Source organism: Thioalkalivibrio thiocyanodenitrificans ARhD 1, assembly GCF_000378965.1.
Lineage (GTDB): Bacteria > Pseudomonadota > Gammaproteobacteria > Ectothiorhodospirales > Ectothiorhodospiraceae > Thioalkalivibrio_A > Thioalkalivibrio_A thiocyanodenitrificans.
In genome coordinates this window covers 734,974-757,360 of sequence record NZ_KB900536.1, presented here as the reverse complement: position 1 = coordinate 757,360, position 22,387 = coordinate 734,974, and the positions used below count along the sequence as shown (strand labels likewise).

At 62.8% G+C, this 22,387-nt stretch carries 20 protein-coding genes; 8 read left to right on the top strand and 12 right to left on the bottom strand.

What is annotated here, in order from left to right:
* Positions 1–14: 14 nt before the first annotated feature.
* From THITHI_RS18380 to THITHI_RS0103465, 7 genes are all read right to left on the bottom strand, one after another.
* Positions 15–1,211 carry an AAA family ATPase gene (locus THITHI_RS18380; protein ID WP_156820462.1) on the bottom strand — a complete coding sequence of 399 codons (1,197 nt, stop codon included), beginning with the start codon at positions 1,209–1,211 and terminating at the stop codon, positions 15–17.
* Positions 1,212–1,299: 88 nt separating this feature from the next.
* Entirely contained in the window at positions 1,300–1,551 is a 252-nt protein-coding gene (locus THITHI_RS0103490; protein WP_156820461.1) for a hypothetical protein, read from the bottom strand.
* Between the two features lie 33 nt (positions 1,552–1,584).
* The gene (locus THITHI_RS18375; RefSeq protein ID WP_018231689.1) at positions 1,585–3,129 is read right to left on the bottom strand and encodes a type II and III secretion system protein family protein; all 1,545 of its coding nucleotides are present in this window, start codon (positions 3,127–3,129) and stop codon (positions 1,585–1,587) included.
* Positions 3,130–3,197: 68 nt separating this feature from the next.
* Positions 3,198–4,013, bottom strand: a complete 816-nt coding sequence (gene cpaB, locus THITHI_RS0103480) for a Flp pilus assembly protein CpaB (protein ID WP_026186027.1) — start codon at positions 4,011–4,013, stop codon at positions 3,198–3,200.
* The gene (locus THITHI_RS0103475) at positions 4,010–5,383 is read right to left on the bottom strand and encodes an ATP-binding protein (protein WP_018231687.1); all 1,374 of its coding nucleotides are present in this window, start codon (positions 5,381–5,383) and stop codon (positions 4,010–4,012) included. The genes cpaB and THITHI_RS0103475 overlap by 4 nt, the downstream gene beginning before the upstream one ends.
* Before the next feature lie 4 nt (positions 5,384–5,387).
* Entirely contained in the window at positions 5,388–5,963 is a 576-nt protein-coding gene (locus THITHI_RS0103470) for a prepilin peptidase (protein ID WP_018231686.1), read from the bottom strand.
* A 90-nt stretch (positions 5,964–6,053) separates the two neighbouring features.
* On the bottom strand, positions 6,054–6,257 hold the full coding sequence (locus THITHI_RS0103465) for a Flp family type IVb pilin (RefSeq protein WP_018231685.1): 204 nt from the start codon (positions 6,255–6,257) through the stop codon (positions 6,054–6,056).
* A 563-nt stretch (positions 6,258–6,820) separates the two neighbouring features.
* Between THITHI_RS0103465 and THITHI_RS18370 the strand changes: the two genes are divergently transcribed.
* Positions 6,821–7,216 (top strand): hypothetical protein, encoded by a 396-nt coding sequence (locus THITHI_RS18370; RefSeq protein WP_018231684.1) that lies wholly within the window; start codon positions 6,821–6,823, stop codon positions 7,214–7,216.
* A 44-nt stretch (positions 7,217–7,260) separates the two neighbouring features.
* Positions 7,261–7,998, top strand: coding sequence for a rhodanese-like domain-containing protein (locus tag THITHI_RS0103455; protein ID WP_018231683.1), 738 nt, complete (start codon positions 7,261–7,263; stop codon positions 7,996–7,998).
* Positions 7,999–8,133: 135 nt separating this feature from the next.
* On the opposite strand, the gene THITHI_RS21175 is transcribed toward THITHI_RS0103455, so the two are convergent.
* On the bottom strand, positions 8,134–8,376 hold the full coding sequence (locus THITHI_RS21175) for a DUF3653 domain-containing protein (RefSeq protein ID WP_408643391.1): 243 nt from the start codon (positions 8,374–8,376) through the stop codon (positions 8,134–8,136).
* A 521-nt stretch (positions 8,377–8,897) separates the two neighbouring features.
* Here THITHI_RS21175 and THITHI_RS0103450 point away from each other — a divergent pair.
* The 5 genes from THITHI_RS0103450 to THITHI_RS0103430 all read left to right on the top strand — a co-directional run bounded on the left by THITHI_RS0103450 (position 8,898) and on the right by THITHI_RS0103430 (position 15,584).
* The gene (locus THITHI_RS0103450) at positions 8,898–9,248 is read left to right on the top strand and encodes a DsrE/DsrF/TusD sulfur relay family protein (RefSeq protein ID WP_018231682.1); all 351 of its coding nucleotides are present in this window, start codon (positions 8,898–8,900) and stop codon (positions 9,246–9,248) included.
* 187 nt (positions 9,249–9,435) lie between these two features.
* Entirely contained in the window at positions 9,436–11,955 is a 2,520-nt protein-coding gene (locus tag THITHI_RS0103445; RefSeq protein WP_232199381.1) for an efflux RND transporter permease subunit, read from the top strand.
* 5 nt (positions 11,956–11,960) lie between these two features.
* Positions 11,961–12,752: an outer membrane lipoprotein-sorting protein gene (locus tag THITHI_RS0103440; protein WP_018231680.1), complete on the top strand. Its 792-nt coding sequence runs from the start codon at positions 11,961–11,963 to the stop codon at positions 12,750–12,752.
* A gap of 121 nt (positions 12,753–12,873) precedes the next feature.
* Positions 12,874–14,157 carry a DUF1302 domain-containing protein gene (locus THITHI_RS0103435; RefSeq protein WP_156820460.1) on the top strand — a complete coding sequence of 428 codons (1,284 nt, stop codon included), beginning with the start codon at positions 12,874–12,876 and terminating at the stop codon, positions 14,155–14,157.
* Between the two features lie 140 nt (positions 14,158–14,297).
* Complete coding sequence (locus THITHI_RS0103430; protein ID WP_026186025.1) at positions 14,298–15,584, top strand: NAD(P)/FAD-dependent oxidoreductase; 1,287 nt, start codon at positions 14,298–14,300, stop codon at positions 15,582–15,584.
* Between the two features lie 228 nt (positions 15,585–15,812).
* On the opposite strand, the gene THITHI_RS0103425 is transcribed toward THITHI_RS0103430, so the two are convergent.
* From THITHI_RS0103425 to THITHI_RS0103410, 4 genes are all read right to left on the bottom strand, one after another.
* On the bottom strand, positions 15,813–17,474 hold the full coding sequence (locus tag THITHI_RS0103425) for a GGDEF domain-containing protein (RefSeq protein WP_018231677.1): 1,662 nt from the start codon (positions 17,472–17,474) through the stop codon (positions 15,813–15,815).
* A 96-nt stretch (positions 17,475–17,570) separates the two neighbouring features.
* Positions 17,571–17,855 (bottom strand): mercury resistance system periplasmic binding protein MerP, encoded by a 285-nt coding sequence (gene merP, locus THITHI_RS0103420; protein ID WP_018231676.1) that lies wholly within the window; start codon positions 17,853–17,855, stop codon positions 17,571–17,573.
* A 33-nt stretch (positions 17,856–17,888) separates the two neighbouring features.
* Complete coding sequence (locus tag THITHI_RS0103415) at positions 17,889–19,271, bottom strand: adenosylmethionine--8-amino-7-oxononanoate transaminase (protein WP_018231675.1); 1,383 nt, start codon at positions 19,269–19,271, stop codon at positions 17,889–17,891.
* A 199-nt stretch (positions 19,272–19,470) separates the two neighbouring features.
* The gene (locus THITHI_RS0103410) at positions 19,471–20,838 is read right to left on the bottom strand and encodes a KamA family radical SAM protein (protein WP_018231674.1); all 1,368 of its coding nucleotides are present in this window, start codon (positions 20,836–20,838) and stop codon (positions 19,471–19,473) included.
* Positions 20,839–21,265: 427 nt separating this feature from the next.
* Here THITHI_RS0103410 and THITHI_RS0103405 point away from each other — a divergent pair, with 427 nt between their 5' ends.
* Positions 21,266–22,387: an aminotransferase class V-fold PLP-dependent enzyme gene (locus THITHI_RS0103405; protein ID WP_018231673.1), complete on the top strand. Its 1,122-nt coding sequence runs from the start codon at positions 21,266–21,268 to the stop codon at positions 22,385–22,387.

Here is a 22,387-nt window from a genome sequence, read left to right as displayed (position 1 = left end):
GGTCTACTCCTCAATCAGCTTCTCCGGCCCAGGCCGAACAGGCTCCAGCCGCCGCTCTTCCTGCCGTCATCACCCGGCCGGTCCTCATGCAGACGGCGGGACAGCTTTGCCAGCTCGCGCGTCACCGGAGCCCGGGCGGCGTGTTCCGGCAGCGGGCTGCCGATATTGATGCTTTGCGTGACCTGACGGAAATCATTGGGCAAGGTCACGATATCCTGGTCCGGCAGTGCATCCTGGATATCCCGGAGACTCACCGCATTGCGCTTGTCGTACCGGTTCACGACGATGATGATCCGGGGGCCGCTGATGTGGATCTCCTGCCGGAGAATGCCGATCAGGCGCTTCGCATCGCGCAGGTGCGCCACACCCTGTTGAAGGACCACGAGAACCCGGTCCGCACGCTCCAGCACCATGGCCGTTGAACCGCCGATCCAACGCGGCAGATCCACCACGATGTCGTCGTAGGCCTCACTCATGACCTGCAACAGCAGTTCCACGCGCGACTCCGGAACATCGGCCACGCTCACCAACTCGTCGGGGGCGGACGCCAGCAGGTCCAGGCCGCTCTGGTGGGGCTGCACGTAGCCTTCCAGGGCCATCGTGTCCAGGCTGTCAACAGACTCCAGCGCCCTGACCATGCCGTTGCGCGGGGTCATGTTGAAGTACAGGGGCAGGGCGCCGAACTGCAGATCCATGTCCATGAGTGCCGTGCGACGATCGGACGCGGTAACGGCCAGAAGGTGCGCGATATTGGCGGCAATCATGCTGGCTCCGGAGCCTCCCTTGGCGTTGATGACGGCCGTCAGGTGAGCCGTGTGCCGGGACGCCTCCGCCATCCGGTCGCGCATGAGTTTCTGGAGAGACTGCGTGAGCTCGCTCTCGGAGATGGGCGGGGTGAAAAAGTCCCTCGCACCGGCACGCATTGCCTCGCGGATCAGGTCGACGTTGCCGTCGTGCCCAACCACCAGCAACGGAGGGCGTTCGGTGGCGCGGCGCTCCATCAGCGCCGACAGTTCGGCATGCCAGTTCTCGCTGAGCACCAGCACCAGCGCATCGGGCAACGGGTCCACCTCGTACAGCGGATCGGTATGGCCGTTCCCGACGTGCCGGATCCTTACGTTGACGTCACCCTGCCGCCCCAGAAGGTCCTGCAGCATCAGCAGCTGTTCCCTGGAACGTCCAACCACCAGAATTTCTAGTCGATAGCGCATGATGTTTCATCCGCCTTGAATGGCAATCCTCGTCAGTGTCTTTCCCGGCATTCCCGCAGCGCGCGGTTGCGCGGGTCCCCCCCTCGCGCTAATCCAGGCCCATCAGTCCCTTTCCGAAGCGCTCCGGGGTGCCCGTATCCCGGCGGTGTGCCTCCATGGCCTCGGCCCCCGTGTCTCCCCGCAGTGATGGCACCTCATCGCCGGGCGCGTACGTCTGCATCTGTATCATGTGGCGTACGGATTCGCCGAACTCCGGGCGCTCGCCTCCGGGTGTCAGGGCGGCGCATGCCGTGAGTGCAACGGATAGCGATATCAGCATCATGACTCGAACGGTGTGCATGCGATTGTCCTCGTATATGGGTACGCAACGCGCTCACATGTCGTGACCGAAACGTCCCGCGGTGCCGCCATCGCGGCGATTCGAAAGGGCATCACCGTCCTGGCGGTCTTCGCCGGCATCGGCGTCATGCCACGGTTCGTTGCCAAGCAGGTAGAACTCGAGATTGGTGGGCGCGACGAAGCTGCCGGTGGGCAATCGGGCCTGCTGCGGTGTGATCGGACGGGCCAGCCGCGGGGTCACGAAGATCACCAGTTCGGTCTGGTCCTTGGCGAAGTCCTGACTGCGGAAAAGCAGCCCGAGGATCGGCAGATCCCCCAGGCCGGGAAACTTTTCCACGTTGTCCCGCAGGTTCTCGTTGATCATGCCGGCGATGGCGATGGTCTGGCCGTGCCCAAGCTCCACGGTGGAGCTGGCGCTGCGCTTGACGAGCGCGGGCACGAAGAACTGCTGCTGGGCCTGGTCGCCGACCCCGATGACAATACTGCCTTCACGCGTCAGATCGGACACGGAGACATCCACCTTGAGGTTGATCTGCCCGGAGTCCAGGACAAGCGGCAGAAACCTCAGACCCACACCGAATTCCTTGTGCTCGATGGTGACTCGCCCCAGATCCTGGGGCACCGGGATAGGGAACTCGCCCCCGGCCAGGAAATGAGCTTCCTGGCCGCTCAGGGTGGTGAGGTTGGGCTCCGCAAGGATCTTCGCGACGCCTTCGCGTTCGGCCGCGTCGATGACCATGTTGAAGAGAAAATCGCCGCTGTGGTAGCTCGCGAAGATACCGGTGTTCTCGATCGACGGTGTCACCGGCGCGAACTCGCCGATCACCGGACCTATGGGTGTGCCATGGCTGAAGAACGGAATGCGCTCGCCGCCGGTGAATACGGCATCCGGAAAGCTGGCGCCTCCCTGAACCGCCCCTATCTTCCAGGGGGAACCGGAGTCAAACGCGTTGAACTGAACGCCCAGACGCTTCACCAGGGTGCGCGACACCTCCGCCACCTTGACATCCAGCATGACCTGGTGGGATCCGCCCACCTCCATCATGTTGAGCACGGGGTTGCCGCCCCCGGACGCCGCGGCAAAGCTGTTGGCGAGTCGCAGTGCGGCATCCATCCGTGCGGTGCTTGAGACAGCACCGCCAAGGATGAGACTGCCTTGGGCGGAGCGTACCTCTATGGACTCTCCCGGAAGGATCTCATGCAGATTGGCCTTGAGGGTGTCCAGGTCGTGGGTCACTTCGACGTTGAGCATCCCCTGAACGCGGTTGTCGTCATCCCATAGCACCACATTCGTGGTGCCGAGCGACCTGCCCAGTACATAGATCTGCCGGGCCCGCATGACAACCACGTCCGCCACGTCCGGGTTCCCGATGGATACCACGCTGACCGGGTAGCCGAACTCCAGTACCTGGGACTTGTTCACCGCGACGCGAATCGTGCGGGTGGCCTGGTCCTGGGCAATGGACTCCATGGCACCGGCGCCCGGTCGGGTTTCCGCGTTCGCGGTCCGGGCCTGGGTGCCCATTGCTAATGCCAGTGTGAGCAGCGCCACAACGCCGAGCACGAGCCGAAGATGCATCCATGATCCTGTTCTTTGCTTGTTCATCGCACCCACCCCTCTGATTGTTCTGCGTTCCCGGTGTGGCGTTACTCTTTGACGGTGGTGGTACTGCTGTCGGTGCCGCGGATCACGGTGATCTGCAGGTTTCGAGGCCGTTGCGGCGCCGGACGCGACCTCACCGGTGCGGGCCGGACCTCAGGTTCCGGCGGTGGCTCAGCCACGGCCACTTCCTGTATCGGCCCCGGCTCCTGGTCCAGCGGGTTGCGCAACGTCAGCTGGACCCTTCCTTCCTGGGTGGCCTTGACCAGGCGTTCTGCCTGGGACGGCGTAACCTCCAGCGTCACCGCCCGCACGATGACCGGGCCGTCCCGTTCCGGCGAGGCGATCTGGTCGACCGCCAGTACCTTGATAGCGGTGAGGATGGTCTCGGATTGCACCAAGCGGTTTCCGCCCGTGCGCTGGCTGGATACTACGTCCACCCGGTTGCCCGGCAACAGGAAACCGGCCACGCCCACCACGTCGTCGACACGCACCGTGATGGCACGCATGCCGTGATCCAGAACCGCGGCCAGTGCGCTGCCGCCCAGATGCTCTGCGACCCGTTCCTTGAGAATCACCTCGCCGGCATAAATGGTCTGCGATGCCACCCGGCCGACCACCTCATCGACACGCTTGAAGCTGCCCCTGGGAATCGCGTGGGGCGGCAGTTCCATCATGCGCAGGTCCGCGGCCTCGACCTTCTGGCCGAAGGGGATCTGCATGGCTGCCACCACCACGGACGATTCGTCGACTGCGTCCCGATCGGTCATCCGTTCCTGAAGCCAGGTCATCGCAAGGGCGGAGGCGCCCATGGCCATCATCAGGGAAATCAGCAGCATCACCACAATTCCACGTTTCTTCATGACGCCATCCCCCCGGGCTCATCGAGCCCGACAAAATAGGTCTCCCATGCGCGGCACAAGGCCTCGGTTGAGAGCGGTTCTTGATTCATGTAGCGGCCATAGTCCACCGACAGGTCGATGAGATCCCGCGGATGACAGGGCAGCAGAGGTACGCCGTGACGGGCGTGCAGTTCGTCCAGAACGAAACGTGCCAGCGCCGGGTCGTAGTCGATGCCGCGATGCCGGCACTCCTGCTGCCAGATGGTGAGATAGTCGGCCTCTTCCAGAGGCTCGAAGCGGATCTTGTAGCCAATCCGGCGCAGAAACGCCTGGTCGGCGAGTTCCAGTGGATTGCGGTTGGTGGAGAACACCAGGACCACGTCGAACGGAACCCGGAAGTGCTGCCCGTTGCGCAGCATCAGGTAGTCGTGGCGCTCTTCCAGCGGCACGATCCACCGGTTAAGGAGTTGCTGTGGTTCGAGACGTTGCCGGCCCAGGTCATCGATCACCAGCATCCCGTTGTTGGCCAGAAGCTGCACCGGCGCCCGGAATGACCGTGTGGTCTCATCGTATTGCACCTCGAGCATATCCATGGTCAGTTCGCCGCCCGTGATGGCCAGCGGACGCCGGCATCTCACATAGCGGGGATCGTCGCCCTGATCGAACTTGACGTGATCTCCCTCGTGCGGCGGATGCAGCGCTTCGTGCATCCCGGGGTCGAAGCACTGAATGGTCTTTCCGGAGACCGTGATCGCGTGAGGAACCAGTACTTCGCCCGCCAACAGTCGGGCCAGCCGACGGGCGATGAAGCTCTTTCCGGTGCCCGGGGGGCCGTAGATGAACATGGCCCGACCCGAGTGCAGCGCAGGGCCGAGCTGGTCGAGCAGTTTCGGTTGGATCACCGTGTCGGCGAAACCGGTTCGCAGGGTGTCGAAATCGACCGTGCGCGCGCTCAGGCTCTGGTTCTCCACGGTGCGTGCATACTGAGCCAGCGGTACCGGCGCCGGCCCGACGTAGCCGTCCCGGCCCAGTGCTTCCAAGGCGCTGGCACGCCCCCGGTCCGTCAGCCCGAAGCGGAGCATGGCGGAATCGGGATGGGTGCCGCGCGCTTCCACCTGCCCGTCGGTGCGCAGGAATGCGCAAACATCCTGGAGGAGGGCGCCCGACAGCGCTGTGCGGCGTGTCAGCTCACGGAGATCCAGCACGCCTCCTTCAAACAGGTGCTTGCATACCAGGTCCCCCAGGAAGGCTTCCGTGAGCCCCGTGTCGGCGGCGGTGCGTGGCCGCCCGGGTGCATGGGCCGCGGCCGCAGAGCCAGGTCTCGATCCATTGACCGGGTGAGGGCGGGCATCACTGCCAGAACTGTGCATGCCGTTGAGGTTCATGTCCATGCCGTCACCCCGCCCAGCGCGCGTTCAGGTCCGGCCACCACAGCACCAGGGTCAACGTCGTGCCCAGCGCGATGGACACGGCAAAGGGAAGTTTCCGGCCCATGACCTCGCCCTCCGCGGGCGCCACGTAGGACACCCGCCCCGTGGTCACCAGGGTCTTGAGCATGAGGCCGTAACGTGGCCAGGGGGCCGGGCCGGTTCTCGAGAACAGCGTGGATGCGGCATATGCCGCCGCAATCAGGGCGCCGACAAGGATGCTGACGATCCCGGCCACCAGTACCCAATAGGGGCCAAGAAGCGTGCCGGCAGCCGCCATCAGCTTGAGGTCACCGGCACCGGTGGTGCGTGCCAGGTACCCCGGAAGCAGGATGACCAGACCGACACCCAGCCCCGCCAGGGCCGTGAGCAGGCCGGCGGTGCCTCCGAGTGCCGATTGCAGGGTGATCCCGGCCGTCGCTGCACCGAATGTCAGGACGTTGGGAACACGGTGCTGACACAGGTCGATGACAAGCGCGATCCACACCACCCCAAGAAGCATCGCGGGCAGCACGATATGGACAGCATCGACCCCGACAGGCATCAGTCCGGTCTCCGTTTCCTGCTGAAAAACGCCACGAAAGGCGGTTGCGGTGGGCGGGGCCTTCCTGGCCCGGGTGGTGATCCTTTCCGCTCAGCCGCCTTCGCCGCCGCCACCCCCGCCACCGAGCATGTTCGCGAGGTTGGTCAGGTGCGTCTGAACATGTCCGCCGATGGTGGCGAAAATCGCAGCGCCCACGGCGATGACCAGCCCCGCAACCAGGGCCCACTCCACGACTTCCGTGCCTTCCTCCTCGCGAAGGAATCGTTTCACTTCAACACTCAGCCTGTTGTTCATGGCTCTCGTCTCCAAAAGAATCGTCCGATTCCCGACGGACATGTGCCGTCAGCCTCACGGGGGGAATGCCCCCTGTATAACTGTCGGTCGCGCTGCGCGTCCTCGCTAGGAGTTTCTTGCAGCAGTGTGGAACTATCTTGCAGGGAGCGTCCGGGGGGGGTGAGGGAAGGAGCAGGAAAGGAAGTGGGGCAGGGTGGCCCGAGGGTTCAGGTTGAGTCGTAGGTGGTGCCGTTGCCCGGCCGGATCTTCACCCCGGGGATCGTGGCGGCGGCGAACGGGGTGTCGCATTTCGGCGACCGCCTGTCCCCTGAATCGACACCGCTTGTCCCGGGCCGTTTCGGTCGATTGACCCAGATCAATCATAACCACTTCGTTTCTATAGGAATGTGCGATACACACCCTGGACATGGAGCCCGACGACAGGTTGGGCGGGTGGACGCGGGGCACGGAGCACAGGGCAATGGAACAGGCGGCGGGAAACTCTCCGCAAGTCGATGGCGCCGGTAAGGGCAGTGGCCGGTCGTTGGCGGGGGGTGTCGTCCGGGCGGGGGATGCTGGAAACAATGAAGATACACAAAGGGTTTGTTGTCGGGAGGATGTCCCGGTACGTCATGGCGGTTGTGATCCCGTGGGTCTTAATGGGTCCCATGCTCGCCCATGGGGGCGCTGACGCATATCTCGAGGCACTCGAGCAAGAAGCCGGATCAATCAAGCATCTGGACAACGCGGCACCCCTCGACAGATCCGACGGATCCAGGTCCGAGGCCGTGATGGAGCGCAGGTACGTGACTCCCGGGCTGACCAGGGAAGAGTTCGAGCAGGAACTCAATCAGCGTTTTGCCGGAACCAACATCATCTTTCAAAGTTTGTCGAAAAAGGCCAAGGAGGCGGTCTACCGCGAATATCAGAACGATAACCGCATATCGGTCATACGAAGGAAAGCGGCGTTCTCCATGTAGCAGAACGCCGGGGCCCGTGGCGGGCAAACAGGGGGGATACATAGATGAAAACCATATCAATCATTTTGCCGATTCTGCTGGGGGTCATGCTGGCCTTGACGACCCATGCCGAGGTCAGGATCACAGAGGACAGACCTTATATCTACGTCAATCACGGCGACCAGCTGGTGCGCGTGCAAAGGATACAGGACGAGGAGCATGAACTGTCGGGTGGCTACGCGAGGACATCACGCAAGTGCCCGCCGTTCTGTGTTACGCCCGCGATACCCGCCCCCGGTGTTCATGGTATCGGGGAACTGGAGATCTTCGATTTTCTCCGCACCCGGGTGGCCATTGGCAGGGGCCTGCTGGTGGATGCCCGGACCGCCAGCTTTTTCGAGCGCGGCACTATCCCGGGCTCCGTGAACATCGCGTTCACCCGATTCGAGGACGACCCGGAATCGGAGGCCATGCGCAACCTGCTCATGCGCTTGGGGGCAAAGCCGGCCCAGCCGAAGGCGACCTCCTGGTGGAGCAGCCTTTGGACCAGGGTCCGTAGCCTGATCGAAACGGCAGAAGCCTCGCAGCAGGGGCAGGGCATATGGGACTTCAGCGAGGCCAAAGAGCTGGCGCTGTGGTGCAACGGCCCTTGGTGCGACCAGTCGCCCCGGGCGATCCGGGCGCTTGTGGATCTGGGTTATCCGCCCGAAAAGCTGCACTACTATCGCGGTGGCATGCAGAACTGGCAGATGCTCGGGTTGACCGTGATCATCCCTGACATCAGCGAGGTGGGTGCTTGGTAGAGGCGGCGGAATCACAGTGCCTTCGGGTCATGCCGTATAATGGCGCTGTCGGGGACAGCGCCTTGTCAGGACCCCGGTCTTCGGTACAGGATTTACCATAATATACATTATGCGAACTAGACAGGGCAGAACTCATCATGCGGCCCTCCCGGCACCGTCGACTTGGCGGAGCCCTCGGCGCTCGTGCCCGGGCGCTTGCAAGTGGCGGTCCCGGTAACACCGCCACTTAGTTTCATTCGTAGGGTCGGCAGTTGCGTTGCCCGCGCAGCACCTGGCGCACAAACGGCGATCTCTTTTGGGGCCGAACTCCAGCCCGTCCGGCGAGATCAGGGCATTGCCATGAATCCTCCAGCCCCGCCACTCCTTGGCAAGCGGCACGCGTCCACGTGCAGGCACAGCAATGCCCGGACCGGCAACGGCGTGGCACGCTCGCCGGTCTCGTAGGCGCGCCCGCTGCGTTCAGATGCCGCACATGCGCGCGGCTCCGGAGCGCCTCAATCCGCCGAGCAGACATAGCTTTTTCTCTAGATCACAGTAACTTGGCAGTGGATATTTATGTCCATGATGCGCACTGGTGCAAGCCACAACCCCGTAGAGCCCTCTTTGCACGAATTGATCGGGACTCAAGCGCACGATCTACGTCGCCGGCGGACGCCGGGAAAACCCCAGAGCAGGATCAAATAGTCTCTATGCTTGACTAAAATCAATTAATCGAAAACTCTAACGATCAATTGGACAATTGAGTATTAGGCTACGGATGAGGCGCGCCGCGTGGTGCCCTCAAGAATGACTGAGCCTCACACAGATCGATTGTCGTCCGACCGACGACAGGAACACAGAGGTTCGGCCCATCCAGCGTCCCGGCACATACAGCCGGGATCCCAGCCGGAGAGAGCGATATGAAAGTCCTTCTTATCCTGAACGACCCCCCATACGGCACCGAACGTTCCTACAATGGCCTGCGTCTTGGCGGCGCTCTGATCAAGCAAGAAGGAGTTGAGGCCCGCATATTTCTTCTGGGCGATGCAGCGGCCTGCGCCAAGTCCGGACAGAAGGTGCCGCCAGGTTACTACAGCGTCGAGCACCTGCTCTCTGTCGTCACGCGCCGTGGCGGAGAGGTCGGCGTCTGCGGAACCTGCATGGATGCTCGCGGGATCGCCGACGAGGAGCTCGCCGACGGCGCACAGCGTTCGACGCTAGATCGACTGACCGCGTGGACGGTGGACGCGGACAAGGTCCTCGTGTTCTAGCCGCACTGGAGTCGGCCCCAAGAGACGAGCCGTTTTCCGCTCGGAGTGCCAGCGCGTCGGCAGCAGGCCGCACGTCGAGCGGCCCTTTTCCCGAAGGGGGATCAACGATATGGGCAGAGTACTGGCGATATTCTCGATGCGGAACCGGCGCTGGGTTTTCGGGTCCCTCGTCGCGTTGGTGTTGGTCATGGGTGCGATGATGCCGCGGATCAACATCGACACCGATCCCGAGAACATGCTCGCTGCGGACCAGGCCGACCGGGTGCTGCACAACGCGATCAAGGAGCGCTTCGACCTGCACGACATGATCGTGGTGGGCGTGGTCAATGACGGCCATCCGGATGGGATCTACAACCCGGCCTCCCTGGGGGCGCTGTACACGCTGACCCGTGCCATCGAGCGTATCGACGGCGTGGTGGCACGCGATCTGCTCTCGCTCACCACGGTGGACAACGTGGAGCAGGTAACCCCCGGCACCATCAGCTTCGACTGGATGATGAGTCGCCCGCCCGCTGACCGCGAGGCGTCACTGGCTATCCGGGCAGCCGTCGAGCGCCTACCGATGTTCCACGGCACTCTGGTCTCCGAGGACGGGCGAGCAGCAGGCATCTACGTACCCATCGTCGACAAGAACGAGAGCTACCGGATCTCGCAAGAGATCCAGGCGGTGATCGACACATTGGAGACCGGAGACGCCTTTCACATCACCGGGCAACCGGTTGCCCAGGACACTTTCGGCGTGCAAATGTTTGAGCAGATGGCGATTTCCGCGCCACTGGCCGGGCTGGTGATATTCCTCCTGATGTTCTATTTCTTCCGCAGCGTCGCTCTGGTGATGGCGCCCATGCTGCTGGCAATGGCCACGGTGATCATTACCATGGGACTGCTGATCGGCGCGGGCTTCACTGTGCACATCATGAGTTCCATGATCCCGATCTTCCTGATGCCCATCGCGGTGATCGCATCCGTGCACGTGCTCTCCACCTTTGCCGACCGCTGCCGCCCGAATGACAACCCACAGGCGGTGATAGCGGAGGTGATGGATACGCTCTTCAAACCCGTGCTGTTCACCGCGCTTACCACCGCCGTCGGCTTCGCCTCCCTGACCCTGACGCCGATTCCACCGGTGCAGGTGTTTGGTGCGTTCGTCGCCTTTGGCGTGGTGCTCTCCATGGCGCTCACGTTCACCTTCATCCCCGCCTACACCGCGGCACTGCCGCGACATGTGGTCACGCGCATGGTCACGCGCGTTCGTCGCCATCAGGACGACGAGGGCCACAGCGCCGGCTGCCGCCTGTGCGTGACCGTGGAAGCACTCGGGCGCTTCGCCATGGCCCGTGCCCGCACCCTGCTCGTGGTATTCGTCGGCCTGCTGGTGCTTGCCGTGGCCGGGATCAGCCAGATCCAGGTCAACGACAATCCCACACGGTGGTTCAAGCAAAGCCACAATATCCGAGTCGCCGATACCGTGCTCAACGAGCACTTCTCCGGCACCTACGAGGCCTATCTGGTACTCGAACAGCACGCCGGCGCCGATCCAGAGACACAGCTCGACAAGCGGGTCGCTCCAATTCTGGAGGATGCGCCATCGGCGGACATGCGCGGGCAGTGGCGCGCGCTGCTCGAGCAGAGTCGCAAGGACGATCTAGGCACTTGGCTGGACAACCTGCTCTTCGCGCTCGAGGACAAGGTCTATGAATCGCCTGCCCTGCAGGCGAGCGTGTGGGAGCAGCTGTTGGAGGCGACCGAGGGGCTGCGCACCGAGTTGCTCTACTTCCAGAGCCCCCGGGCGCTCGCCTACATGGCCCGGCTCCAGACGCACCTCGAGGAAGGCGGCGTCGTGGGGAAAAGCAATTCGCTTGCCGATCTCGTGCGCACGGTCTACCGGGAACTGGTGAGCGGCGATCCCGTGGACTATCGCATCCCTGACAGCCCGGCGGGCGTCGCGCAGGCGCTGCTGACCTTTCAGTCCTCGCACCGCCCGCACGATCTGTGGCACTTCGTCACCCAGGACTACCGCGCCGCCAGCATCTGGCTTCAGCTCCCAAGCGGCGACAATCAGGACATGCAGCGCGTACTTGACGCGGTGGCGGAGTTCACGGCTGCGCACCCTCTTCCGGATGGCGTACGGCTGCAATGGGGCGGCATGACCTACATCAACCTGGTCTGGCAGGGAGAGATGGTGGTCGGCATGCTGTTCGCGTTGCTCTCCGCCTTCGTCGTGGTGCTGTTCATGATGATCCTGTTGTTTCGCTCGCTGACCTTCGGTGTGCTGGCGATGCTGCCGCTGACACTCTCCATCGCGCTGATCTACGGCGTCATGGGTCTGATCGGCAAGGACTACGACATGCCGGTGGCGGTGCTGTCATCTCTCAGCCTAGGGCTGTCGGTCGACTTCGCCATTCACTTCATCCAGCGCCTGCGCGTGTCGCTGGCCGACTCGGGCGACTGGCGCACGGCACTCGCCTACGTATTCACCGAACCCGCCCGCGCCATCACCCGCAACGCCGTGGTGATCGGCGCCGGCTTTCTGCCGCTGCTGACCGCGCCGCTGCTGACCTACGTCACCGTGGGTGTATTCATGGCCAGCATCATGATTGCATCGACAGTAATCACGCTGGTCATGCTTCCCACCCTCTTCGAAACGTGGCCCCGGTTGTTCTTCGGGCACGCCGAAGGTGTGCCGACCGCCCGCACACAGGAGTGACGAACATGCGAATCAAAATGACTGCGAGCCTGCTCCTCGCTGTGATCCTCTCGGGACCTCTTTCCGCGGAACTGCCAACTGCCCGTGAGATCGTGAGCCGCGCGCACCTGGCCGCCTACTATGCCGGACACGACGGGCGCACCGAGGCACGCATGCAGATCGTCGACGGGCGCGGGCGCGAGCAGACCCGCCAGTTCACGATGCTGCGGCGCAATGGCGAGAAAGGCGAGCAGCATTATCTGGTCGTGTTCAGCCACCCGGCGGACGTGCGTGGCACCACATTCCTGGTGCACAAGCGCCCCGGCGCCGACGACCACCGCTGGCTCTACCTTCCAGGGCTCGACCTGGTGCGGCGCATCGCCCCCGGCGACAAGCGCACCAGCTTTGTCGGCTCACACTTCTTCTACGAGGACGTCTCCGGGCGCCACCTGGAAGACGACGAACACACATTGGCTGATGTCACAGACGAGCACTACGTCATCCGCAGTACCCCGATGGATTCCGGCACAGTGGAGTTCGCCGCCTACACCACCTGGATCGACCGGGAGACATGGTTGCCGGCGCGGGCCGAGTACGAGAACGCGCAGGGCAACATATATCGGCGCATGGAGGTGCTGGAGATCGAACAGATCCAGGGTTATCCGACCGCCACACGCATGCGCATGTCCGATCTTGACAGCGGCGGCCATACGCTGGCCGAGATGCGTTTCACCGCCTACGACCTGGAGATTCCGGAGGGGGTCTTCAGCGAGCGCTCGCTGCGCAACCCGCCCCGGAAGTGGTTGCGACGGCCTTGAACGGTGGTCGCCGAGAGGACAATGATCCCATGAAACGCATCGATTCCATGCGTGCCGCGCGTGTTCTTCGTGTGGCGGTTTCAGCTCCATCAGGACAGGAGCGAAGGCAGCAATGATCTCCATGCGCCATATGCTTCACCATTTGCTCGCGGCCTGGTTCGTAGCCGCTGCCGTGCCGGCGGCGGCACAGGACGATGACCCATGGGCAGAATCAACCGACTCTCCGTGGGTGCTGCATGGTTTTGTGGAAGGTGCGGCGGGCATGCGTACCCGGCATCAGCCCCTGATCTCCGGTGATGCGTCCCTGGGCGAGCTGCGCCTGCAATTGGAGGCCATATACCGGGGCGATCGCGTCACCTGGCGCTTCAAGGCCGACGGAATCGCCGACCGTGTGGAGGACTCCCTCGACGGCGAGCTGCGCGAGGCGAACGTCAGCCTGCCCTTGGGGGGGCAATTCGACCTTCGCCTGGGCCGGCAGGTATTGACCTGGGGCACCGGAGACTTGTTGTTTCTGAACGACCTGTTTCCGAAAGATTGGCCATCGTTCCTGATCGGGCGTGACGATGATTACCTGAAGGTACCCAGCGACGCCCTGCGCCTCGTTTGGTTCAGCGAGCACGCCAGTCTGGACGCTGTCTGGACGCCCGTCTTCGAACCGGATCGCTTCGTGGACGGTACGCGTGTCGCCTACTTCGATAAGGTACGCGGCGAGATGGTCGCCGCCCCTCCCCGGCTGCACGCCTACGAGCCACCCCGCACCTTCAGTAATGGCGAACTCGCGCTGCGCGTGCACGGCCTTGTCGGTGCCACCGAATGGGCGCTGTACGGCTACCGGGGGTTCTTCGGTCAGCCCACCGCTTTCGATCCTGGGCGCGGCCGCCCGACGTTCGCCCGGCTCAATGCCTATGGCTCAAGCCTGCGCGGCCCACTGGGCGGCGGGCTCTACAACCTGGAACTCGCCTGGTATGACTCGGTGGACGATCGCCGCGGGGACAATCCTGATATCCCCAACTCGGAGCTGCGTCTGTTGGCGGGCTACGAGCGTGAGATGGCGACCAACCTGACTCTGGGCGGCCAGTATTACCTCGAGTGGATCCAGAACCACGACCGTCTCCGGCCGGCCTGGCCATTCGATCCGGCGCTGCGCCCCGACGAGTACCGGCATCTGGTCACGCTGCGGCTCACCTACCGCATGCTGCGTGACAACCTCGTGCTGTCACTGATGAACTTCTACTCACCAAGTGACGAGGACTACTTTCTGCGCCCAACCATCGAGTACCGCCACAGCGATCGCCTGCGTGTGAGCGGCGGCGCCCATTTCTTTGGCGGAACCGGGCGACAGACCTTCTACGGTCAGTTCCGGGATGATTCCAGCATTTTCCTCCGGGTCAGGTACAGCTTATGAGCCGACCACGGGCCGAACTTGCCGGGGGTACAAGGATAGGACGCTGTTCACAACGGCCAACCTATGGCTGCCCCGTGGTCACGTTCGAGGTGACGTTCGTCATTCATTCAGGTGTGTATTAGACCAGCGAGGTGATCGACATGAGCCGGATAGCCATTCTAGGTGCAGGCATCGGCGGAGTTCCGATGGCATTCGAAATGAAGGAACTCGCCCGTAAGGGAGATGAGGTGATCGTTGTATCCGATAGTCCTACATTCCACTTCGTACCTTCGAACCCCTGGGTGGCCGTGAACTGGCGAAGGCCGAAGGACATCAAGGTTGAGCTTGCACCGATCTTCAGAAAAAAGGGGATCGAGTTCATCCAGAAGGCTGCCGCCAGGGTGGAGCCGGAGGCCAATCGGGTAGTCCTGGCAGACGGCAGTTCTGTCGACTACGATTATCTCGTCATCGCCACGGGTCCCCGGTCGGCATTCGATGAAGTGCCGGGACTGGGTCCGGACGGATTTACCGAATCAGTGGTCCATGTGGACGAGGCCGACGCCGCCGCGGCAAAGTGGGACGCCTTTGTGGCCGACCCCGGCCCCATCATCATGGGGGCTGTTCAGGGCGCTTCCTGCTACGGGCCTGCCTATGAATTTGCATTGATCGTGGAAACCGAGTTGCGCAAACGCAAGATTCGCGATCGGGTGCCTATGACCTTTGTGACTGCCGAGCCCTATGTTGGTCATCTCGGACTTGGTGGCGTGGGTGACACCAAAGGCATGTTCGAAAGCGTTTTCCGAGACCGGCACATCAAATGGATTACCAACGCCAGGGTGAATCGCGTCGAACCCGGAAAGATGTATGTGACCGTGGTGGATGACGAAGGCAACGACAGAGATCACCACGAACTTCCGTTCAAGTATTCCATGATGATTCCTGCCTTTACCGGCATCGATGCGGTTCGGGATATTAAAGGTCTGGTGAATCCGCGCGGGCTCGTGATCGTTGATAACCATCAGCGCAATCCCACCTTCAAGAACATCTATTCGGTGGGTGCCTGTATCGCCATCCCCCCGGTGGAGAAGACGCCGCTTCCCGTGGGAGCTCCGAAGACGGGGTACATGATCGAATCCATGGTCGCGGCGACCGCCCGCAACATCCGCGCCGAACTCGACGGGCACGAGCCTGACAACGAAGGGACCTGGGTGGCACTGTGTCTTGCCGATCTGGGCGATACGGGCATCGCGTTTCTCGCCGATCCACAGATCCCGCCCCGGAACATCACCTGGTCGAGCCAGGGCAAGTGGGTACACCTGGCCAAGATTGCATTCGAGAAGTACTTTCTGCGCAAGCTCAGAAAGGGAGTCAGCGAGCCATTCTATGAACGGTGGATGCTGAAGAAAATGGGGCTTTCACGCCTGAAGAAGCACACCGAGAGACTCTGACTGTCGTCCCACCACGTTGTTGTCACCTTCTGAAGTAAAGATTAAGTGTCAGGTCCCGTGTGATCATATCCTATTGGCAAGGAGCGGTTATTCTTGGCCAGAGAGATGATGGATAAACCCCAGGGATGAGTTGATCCAAGGGCACCTCCCCGTCCAACCGAGCCCGGGGTTTGCGGGCTTGCCCGGGAGGTCCTGAGCGAGACCGGGACACTTCGTGTGCGCGGGTACTTACCCGCTGTGCATGTCTTCGCCGTCAATCACGGTTTCGACCCGGTTCCGCCCGCGCGCCTTTGCCTGGTAGAGCGCCTGATCCGCCTTCTTGAGCAGCGAGTCGCGATCGTCCTGCTGCGTAAACAGCGCGACGCCGAAACTCGCCGTGATGACGGTGCCAACCCCATCAAAGCGGTACTGTGCAATGGTCTGGCGCAGCTTTTCCGCCGCGATCCGCGCCGCGGCCGCGACCGACTGCGGCATCAGGATCATGAACTCCTCGCCGCCCCACCGACCCGCCGTATCCACGCTGCGGATGTTGTCGTTCACCAGGCGGGCGACCTTCTGCAACACGTGGTCGCCCACGTCATGACCGAACGAATCGTTCACCCGTTTGAAATGGTCAAGGTCATACATGATCAGGGACAGGGGCGTGCCATATCGCCTTGCACGATCCAGTTCTCTGTTCAGTATCCGGGTGAACTCCCGGCGATTTGCAATGCCCGTGAGTTCATCCGTTGTCGCAAGGCGCTGAACTTCCTCTTCCGCCCGCTTGCGGGCGGAGATATCGCGGAGCACGCCGACCGTGAATTCGGTATCCAGGTACGCGCCGGATTTCGTCAGGATGCGAATCTCGGCGCCGGGGTCAGCCTCACCTGCAAACAAGCGTTCTAGGACCTCCTGAGCCCTGGGCTGGTCTTCGGGGTGGACCGCGGGCGCGAAATGCTTCCCTATCCACTCCTCCGGCCGCCACCCGGTCATCCGCTCGGCGGATGGACTGATGGATGACAGTGTGCCATCCGGTTCGATCGTATAGATAACGTCGTAGGCGGCATTGAATATGTTCCGGTAGCGCGCCTCGCTCTCGCGCAAGGCTATTTCGGCCTGCCTGCGCGCGGTCAGATCTTCACCCGTGATGATGTTCCTGTCCCCGATGGATGCGAAGGAGAATCTCACGCAGCGTGTCGTCCCGTCCTTGCAGGTGACCGTGGTCTCCATGGGTTCGATGCTGCCGACGCGTTCAATGGCGCTTGCTGTCCGCCTCGTCCATTCGGTGCGGACTTCTTCGCGGTATTTCTCGTCCGGATAGGCGCGTATCCACCATTGTCGCAGATCAGGAATGTCATCCAGCGTGTATCCCATCATCGCGGAAGCAGCCTGATTCATCACCATGATTCTGTCATCGGCACCACTTCCCACGCTCACGAGCATCGCGATGGGCGAATGTTCGACGATGGCCGTGAAGTCGGCCTCCCTGTCCCTGACCAGCTGCTCTGCCAGCTTGCGCTCCGTGATGTCCCTGAAGAAGCCGGCCAGGTAACGCTTCGCCCCGATCTTGATGGGTGCCACGGTGATGTCGGCGTAGAAGATACTGCCGTCCTTGCGCTTCATCGGGATATTCTCCGACAGACCACCCTGATTCTCGGCGAGACGCGCGAAGTCACGTTCCGCATGCGCCAGGAAACTCTCCGGGTGAATGTCCCGGAGGGTCAGTCCCCTGATCTCCTCCGGGCGCCGGCCCAGCATCCAGCATATTGCGGTATTGCCGAACAGCATCCTTCGGCTTTCCACTTCGGCGATAATGATGCCGTCGGTGGCATTCTCGAAGATTGCCCGGAACCATCGTGATTCCTGCAAGGCGCTTTCAGGGTGTTCGCTGGAGACAAGCTCGGGCTGCATGGGGGGAGTCTAGCCTGTTTTATCGGCAACTCACGTGCCCACACAGACCATGGGGATTGCTTTCGTTAGTCCCCGTACGTGAACCGTTCCGGCCGGTTAGTGCTTCAGGGTCGAGGGGTAGCCGGCATCGTCGGTGGCCTGCAGCAAGGCTTCCACGTTCGTTCGGGCCGGATCAAAACGGACGATGGCCTGGCGCTCACGGGGATTCATTTCGGCATGAGTGACCCCATCCACCGATTCCAGTGCGTACTTCACGTTGGGCGGGCATGCCGGGCATACCATGCCCATGACGTCGAGTGTCACTTCCCGGGTGTCCGCCCACGCCGGTGCCGCCAGGGACAGGGACATCAGCAGGATCGTCACGAGCGCCTTGAATCTCACTTCACACCTCCCGGAAGTCGGTCCGCGGATCTGTCAACCGCGACGGGTCCGATTTGCCCGCGGGGGTTGATCCTGCGTGGCGACATCGATGCCCTCGCGCATCACCTCGGCGAGAAACCGGATCTGCTCTTCGTTGATCACGTAGGGCGGCATGAGGTAACTGACATTGCCCAGGGGCCGCAGCAATGCGCCGCGCTGCAGCGCATGGCGGTAGATGGCCAGTCCGCGCCGCTCCTGCCACGGATAGGGTTCCCGCGTGGCCTTGTCACGGACCATCTCCACAGCGGCGATCATGCCGGTCTGGCGTACCTCGGCGACGTTCGGATGGTCCTGGAGCGGCGCGAGCGCCTCGGCCATGACTTTGGCCAGATGCCGGTTGTTGCCGATGACGTCTTCGCCCTCGAAGATGCCCAGGGTGCCCAGGGCCGCCGCGCAGGCCAACGGGTTGCCGGTATACGAATGAGAATGCAGGAAGGCATTGAGCTTTTCGTATTCGTCGTAGAAAGCCTGATAGACGCCCTCCGTGGTCACCACCGCCGACAGCGGCAGGTAGCCGCCGGTGAGCCCCTTGGAGAGACACAGGAAATCCGGCGTGATCCCGGCCTGCTCGCAGGCGAACATCGTCCCGGTGCGGCCGAAACCCACGGCGATCTCGTCGGCAATCAGGTGCATGCCATGGCGGTCACAGGCCTCTCGCAGCAAGGAGAGGTATCGGGGGTCGTACATGCGCATGCCCCCGGCGCACTGCACCAGGGGTTCCACGATCACGGCACAGGTCTCGTGGGCGTGCCGCGCCAGGGCCTGTTCCATGTGCACGAACATCCGTTCGGCCAACTGTGCACAGTCCTCGCCTGCTTCCCGCAGGTAGCAGTCGGGTGCCTGAACAGTGATAGATTGCATTAAAAGAGATTTGTAAGTCTCTTTGTATAAAGGAACATCTCCGACGGATAATGCACCCAGGGTTTCGCCGTGGTAGCTGTTGGTGAGGCAGATGAAGCGGGTCTTCCCACCCTGCCCCCGGTTGCGCCAGTAGTGGTAGCTCATCTTGAGCGCCACCTCCACGGCGGCCGAGCCGCTGTCCGCGAAGAAGCAACGGCTCAGGCCTGGCGGGGTGATTGCCACGAGCTTCTCGGACAGCCGGATTACCGGTTCATGGGTAAACCCGGCCAGGATCACGTGCTCCAGTCGATCCAGCTGGTCGCGGATGGCCTGGTTGATGCGGGGATTCGCATGGCCGAACAGGTTCACCCACCAGGAACTGACGGCATCGATGTACCGATTGCCGTCGAAATCTTCCAGCCACACGCCCTCCCCCCGCCGGATCGGCGTCATGGGCAGGTGCTCGTGGTCCTTCATCTGGGTGCAGGGATGCCAGACGACCGACAGGTCGCGGCGGGTGAGGTTGTCGTTGTTCATGGGAAAGGCATTTTCGACGCAAAGACGCAATGACGCAATGACGCAAAGGATCGCAAAACTGATTCTTGAGAAGGCTGACAGGCTGTCCCAAGACTGAGGAGACGACTCCGTCGCTCGGGATGCCCTGTCGACTGCGTTCAAAAAACCTTTGCGGATCTTCGCGTCATTGCGTCTTTGCGTCGCGGTTCTGCCCCAGGCCTCAACCGTTGCCCGCCCGCATGGCTTCGTACTCGTCCTCGAAGAAGAACTTCTCCTCGCCGAATGCCGGCTTGAGGTGGTTGAGCCATGTGGCCTCTTCGTCGTACCTGGCGAAGAAGGGGCGCTGGACCCATTCCGGATTGCGAGCCTGGATGAAGCGCAGTACGAACACCTTCTCACCCTGGATCTCGGCCACGCCCTGGACTTCCACCTTGCCGGGCCCGGCGCTCATGGACGGGCCCCGGGCGGTGCGGCCGAGGCCGGAAACATGCTGCATGGCCTCCCGGTAGATCCGGGCCGCCCTGGCCAGCGGCACTTCGAAGTAGCGCCGCGCACCGGTGTCGCGCTCCACGAACATGTAGTACGGGATGATGCCGAGTTGCACCTGGGTCTTCCACAGGCGCACCCAGACATCGGGGTCATCATTGATGTGTGCCAGCAGCGGTCCCTGGCTGCGGATCTCCACACCCGTCTCCCGCAGCCGGCGGATGGCCTCCCGGGCGATGGGCGTCTCGAGTTCACGCCAGTGGTTGTAGTGCGCCATGATGGCCACGTGCCGGCCCGCCTTCACCAGGCGCTCGAAGAGGTCCAGCAGCTCGTCGGCGTCATTGTCGGTGACGAATCGATGCGGCCAGAAGGTGAGCGCCTTGGTGCCGATGCGGATGGTCTGCACGTGAGAGAGTCCGGCGTCCTCCAGCAACGGCTCCAGGTACTGGGCGAGGTTTCGGGTCTTCATGACCATGGGGTCGCCCCCCGTGACCAGCAGGTCGGTCACGCGCGGATGGCGGCGCAGGTATCCCAGCACCTGGTCACACTGGCTGGATGCGATGCGCAGCTCCTTGTCGCCCACGAACTGGGCCCACCGGAAGCAGAAGGTGCAGTAGGAGTGGCAGGTCTGACCCTGACTGGGAAAAAACAGCACCGTTTCCCGGTACTTGTGCTGGAGGCCCTCGACCACCTCCCCGTCCATCCTGGGCAGATTCATGTCCAGCTGGCCCGCGGGATGGGGATTCAATTCCTCGCGCAATTCCCGGGCGAGCGCGGCAATCTCCGTTTTGTCGGCACCCCTGCGGTGCAGCTCCGCCATACGCTCGAAGCTATCGGGGGCCAGCATGCCCCGCTGGGGAAAGGTCAACTGAAACATGGGATCGTCCGGCACCCGGTCCCAGTCGATCAGTTCGTTGATCACGTATTCGTTGACGCGGAACGGCAGTACGCTGGACACCACCTTCATCTCGAACCGCCGGGCGTCGGACAGGCGGGCCAATTGCGGAATCTTCTCCAGGCTGCGGTCGTTGAAGACCTTGAAGTTGCGGGCCTCGATCTCACCCAGGGCTTTGTCGTTATAGAACTTGAGGACTGAGCTCATGTCGCGCCTCCGATTGCTTCCGGATCCCGGGGAACTCGGGTCCCCTTCGGCTCCGGGGTGATGACAGGGCCCCGCAGGCGTGCAAGCCGAGTCATGGAATGACCGGCACGCGTACCTGGAGCGGACTCCGCGCGCCGCCGGTCAGTGGATGGGTAAAGGCCGGTTAACTTACCCCATGGGCGTTGCAGGATGCAAACCGGCCCTTGCCGCGACCGCCGCCCGGGGGCACAGTGTCCTCAGTAGGCTGCGTGGCCCGGAGCCGGGCCCCTTTGCCGATCTGTTTACCCATATTTTTCTTCATTAAATGAATAGTATATGACGTATATCTCATGTGGAACATTGTGAATACCAACCTGCGCTCACACAGCCGGCCCGATCACCCCGGGCCAACGACTCACCGATGTGTTCAAGGCCGGAGGCCGTGACGATGCACCCGGAATTCCCCCTGGAACCCGGTCTGATCCACCTGAATCATGCCGCCGTGGCGCCCTGGCCCCGCCGGACCGTGGCGGCGGTCGAGCGATTCGCCGAGGCCAACATGCGGGAAGGTTCCCGCTCCTATGCCCGGTGGATCGGAGAAGAGACCCGTCTGCGCGGACTCCTGGCCCGCCTTATCAATGCCCCGTCCCCCGATGACATCGCCCTGCTGAAGAACACCTCCGAGGCACTGTCCGTGGTCGCGTACGGCCTGGACTGGGCCTCCGGGGACACTATCGTCAGTGCGGCCCAGGAGTTTCCTTCCAACCGGGTCGTCTGGCAGTCCCTGTTGCCCCGATTCGGTGTCCGGACCCGGCTGGTGGATCTGGAAACGGCCCCGGACCCCGAGGCCGCACTGATCGAGGCCATGGATGGCCGGACCCGTCTGCTTTCGGTGAGCGCCGTTCAGTACGCCCGGGGGCTTCGCCTGGATCTCGAACGGCTGGGCGAGGCCTGTCGCAGACGCGGCGTTCTGTTCTGCGTGGATGCCATTCAGCAGCTCGGCGCCCTGCCCTTCGATGCCCGGGCATGCCAAGCCGATTTCGTGGCTGCGGACGGACACAAGTGGATGCTGGGGCCCGAGGGTCTGGCGGTCTTCTACGTGCGCCCGGAGGTGCGCGAGCGCCTCAGCCTCAACCAGTTCGGCTGGCACATGCTGGAGTACCCGGGCGACCACGAACGGCCGGACTGGCAGCCGGCGGCGAGCGCACGCCGCTTCGAGTGCGGCAGCCCCAACATGCTGGGCGTGCATGCCCTGGCGGCGAGCCTGGACCTGTTGCTGGAGACAGGGCTGGAAAGCATCGCTGAGCGTGTCTCCGGCAATGTGTCCTGTCTGATCGACCTGCTGGAAGCGAGATCCTTCGAGATCCTGTCGCCAAAGGCCCCGGAAAGGCGTGCGGGGATCGTGACCTTCCGCCGCGCCGGCGAAGACATGGAGAAGCGGTATCGGCAATTGATGGACGCCAACGTGCTGTGTGCCCATCGGGGCGGCGGGATACGGTTCAGCCCGCATTTCCATAACGGGGAGGCGGACCTGGCAGAGGCCGTGGAGCGACTCGAAACCGCATGCTGA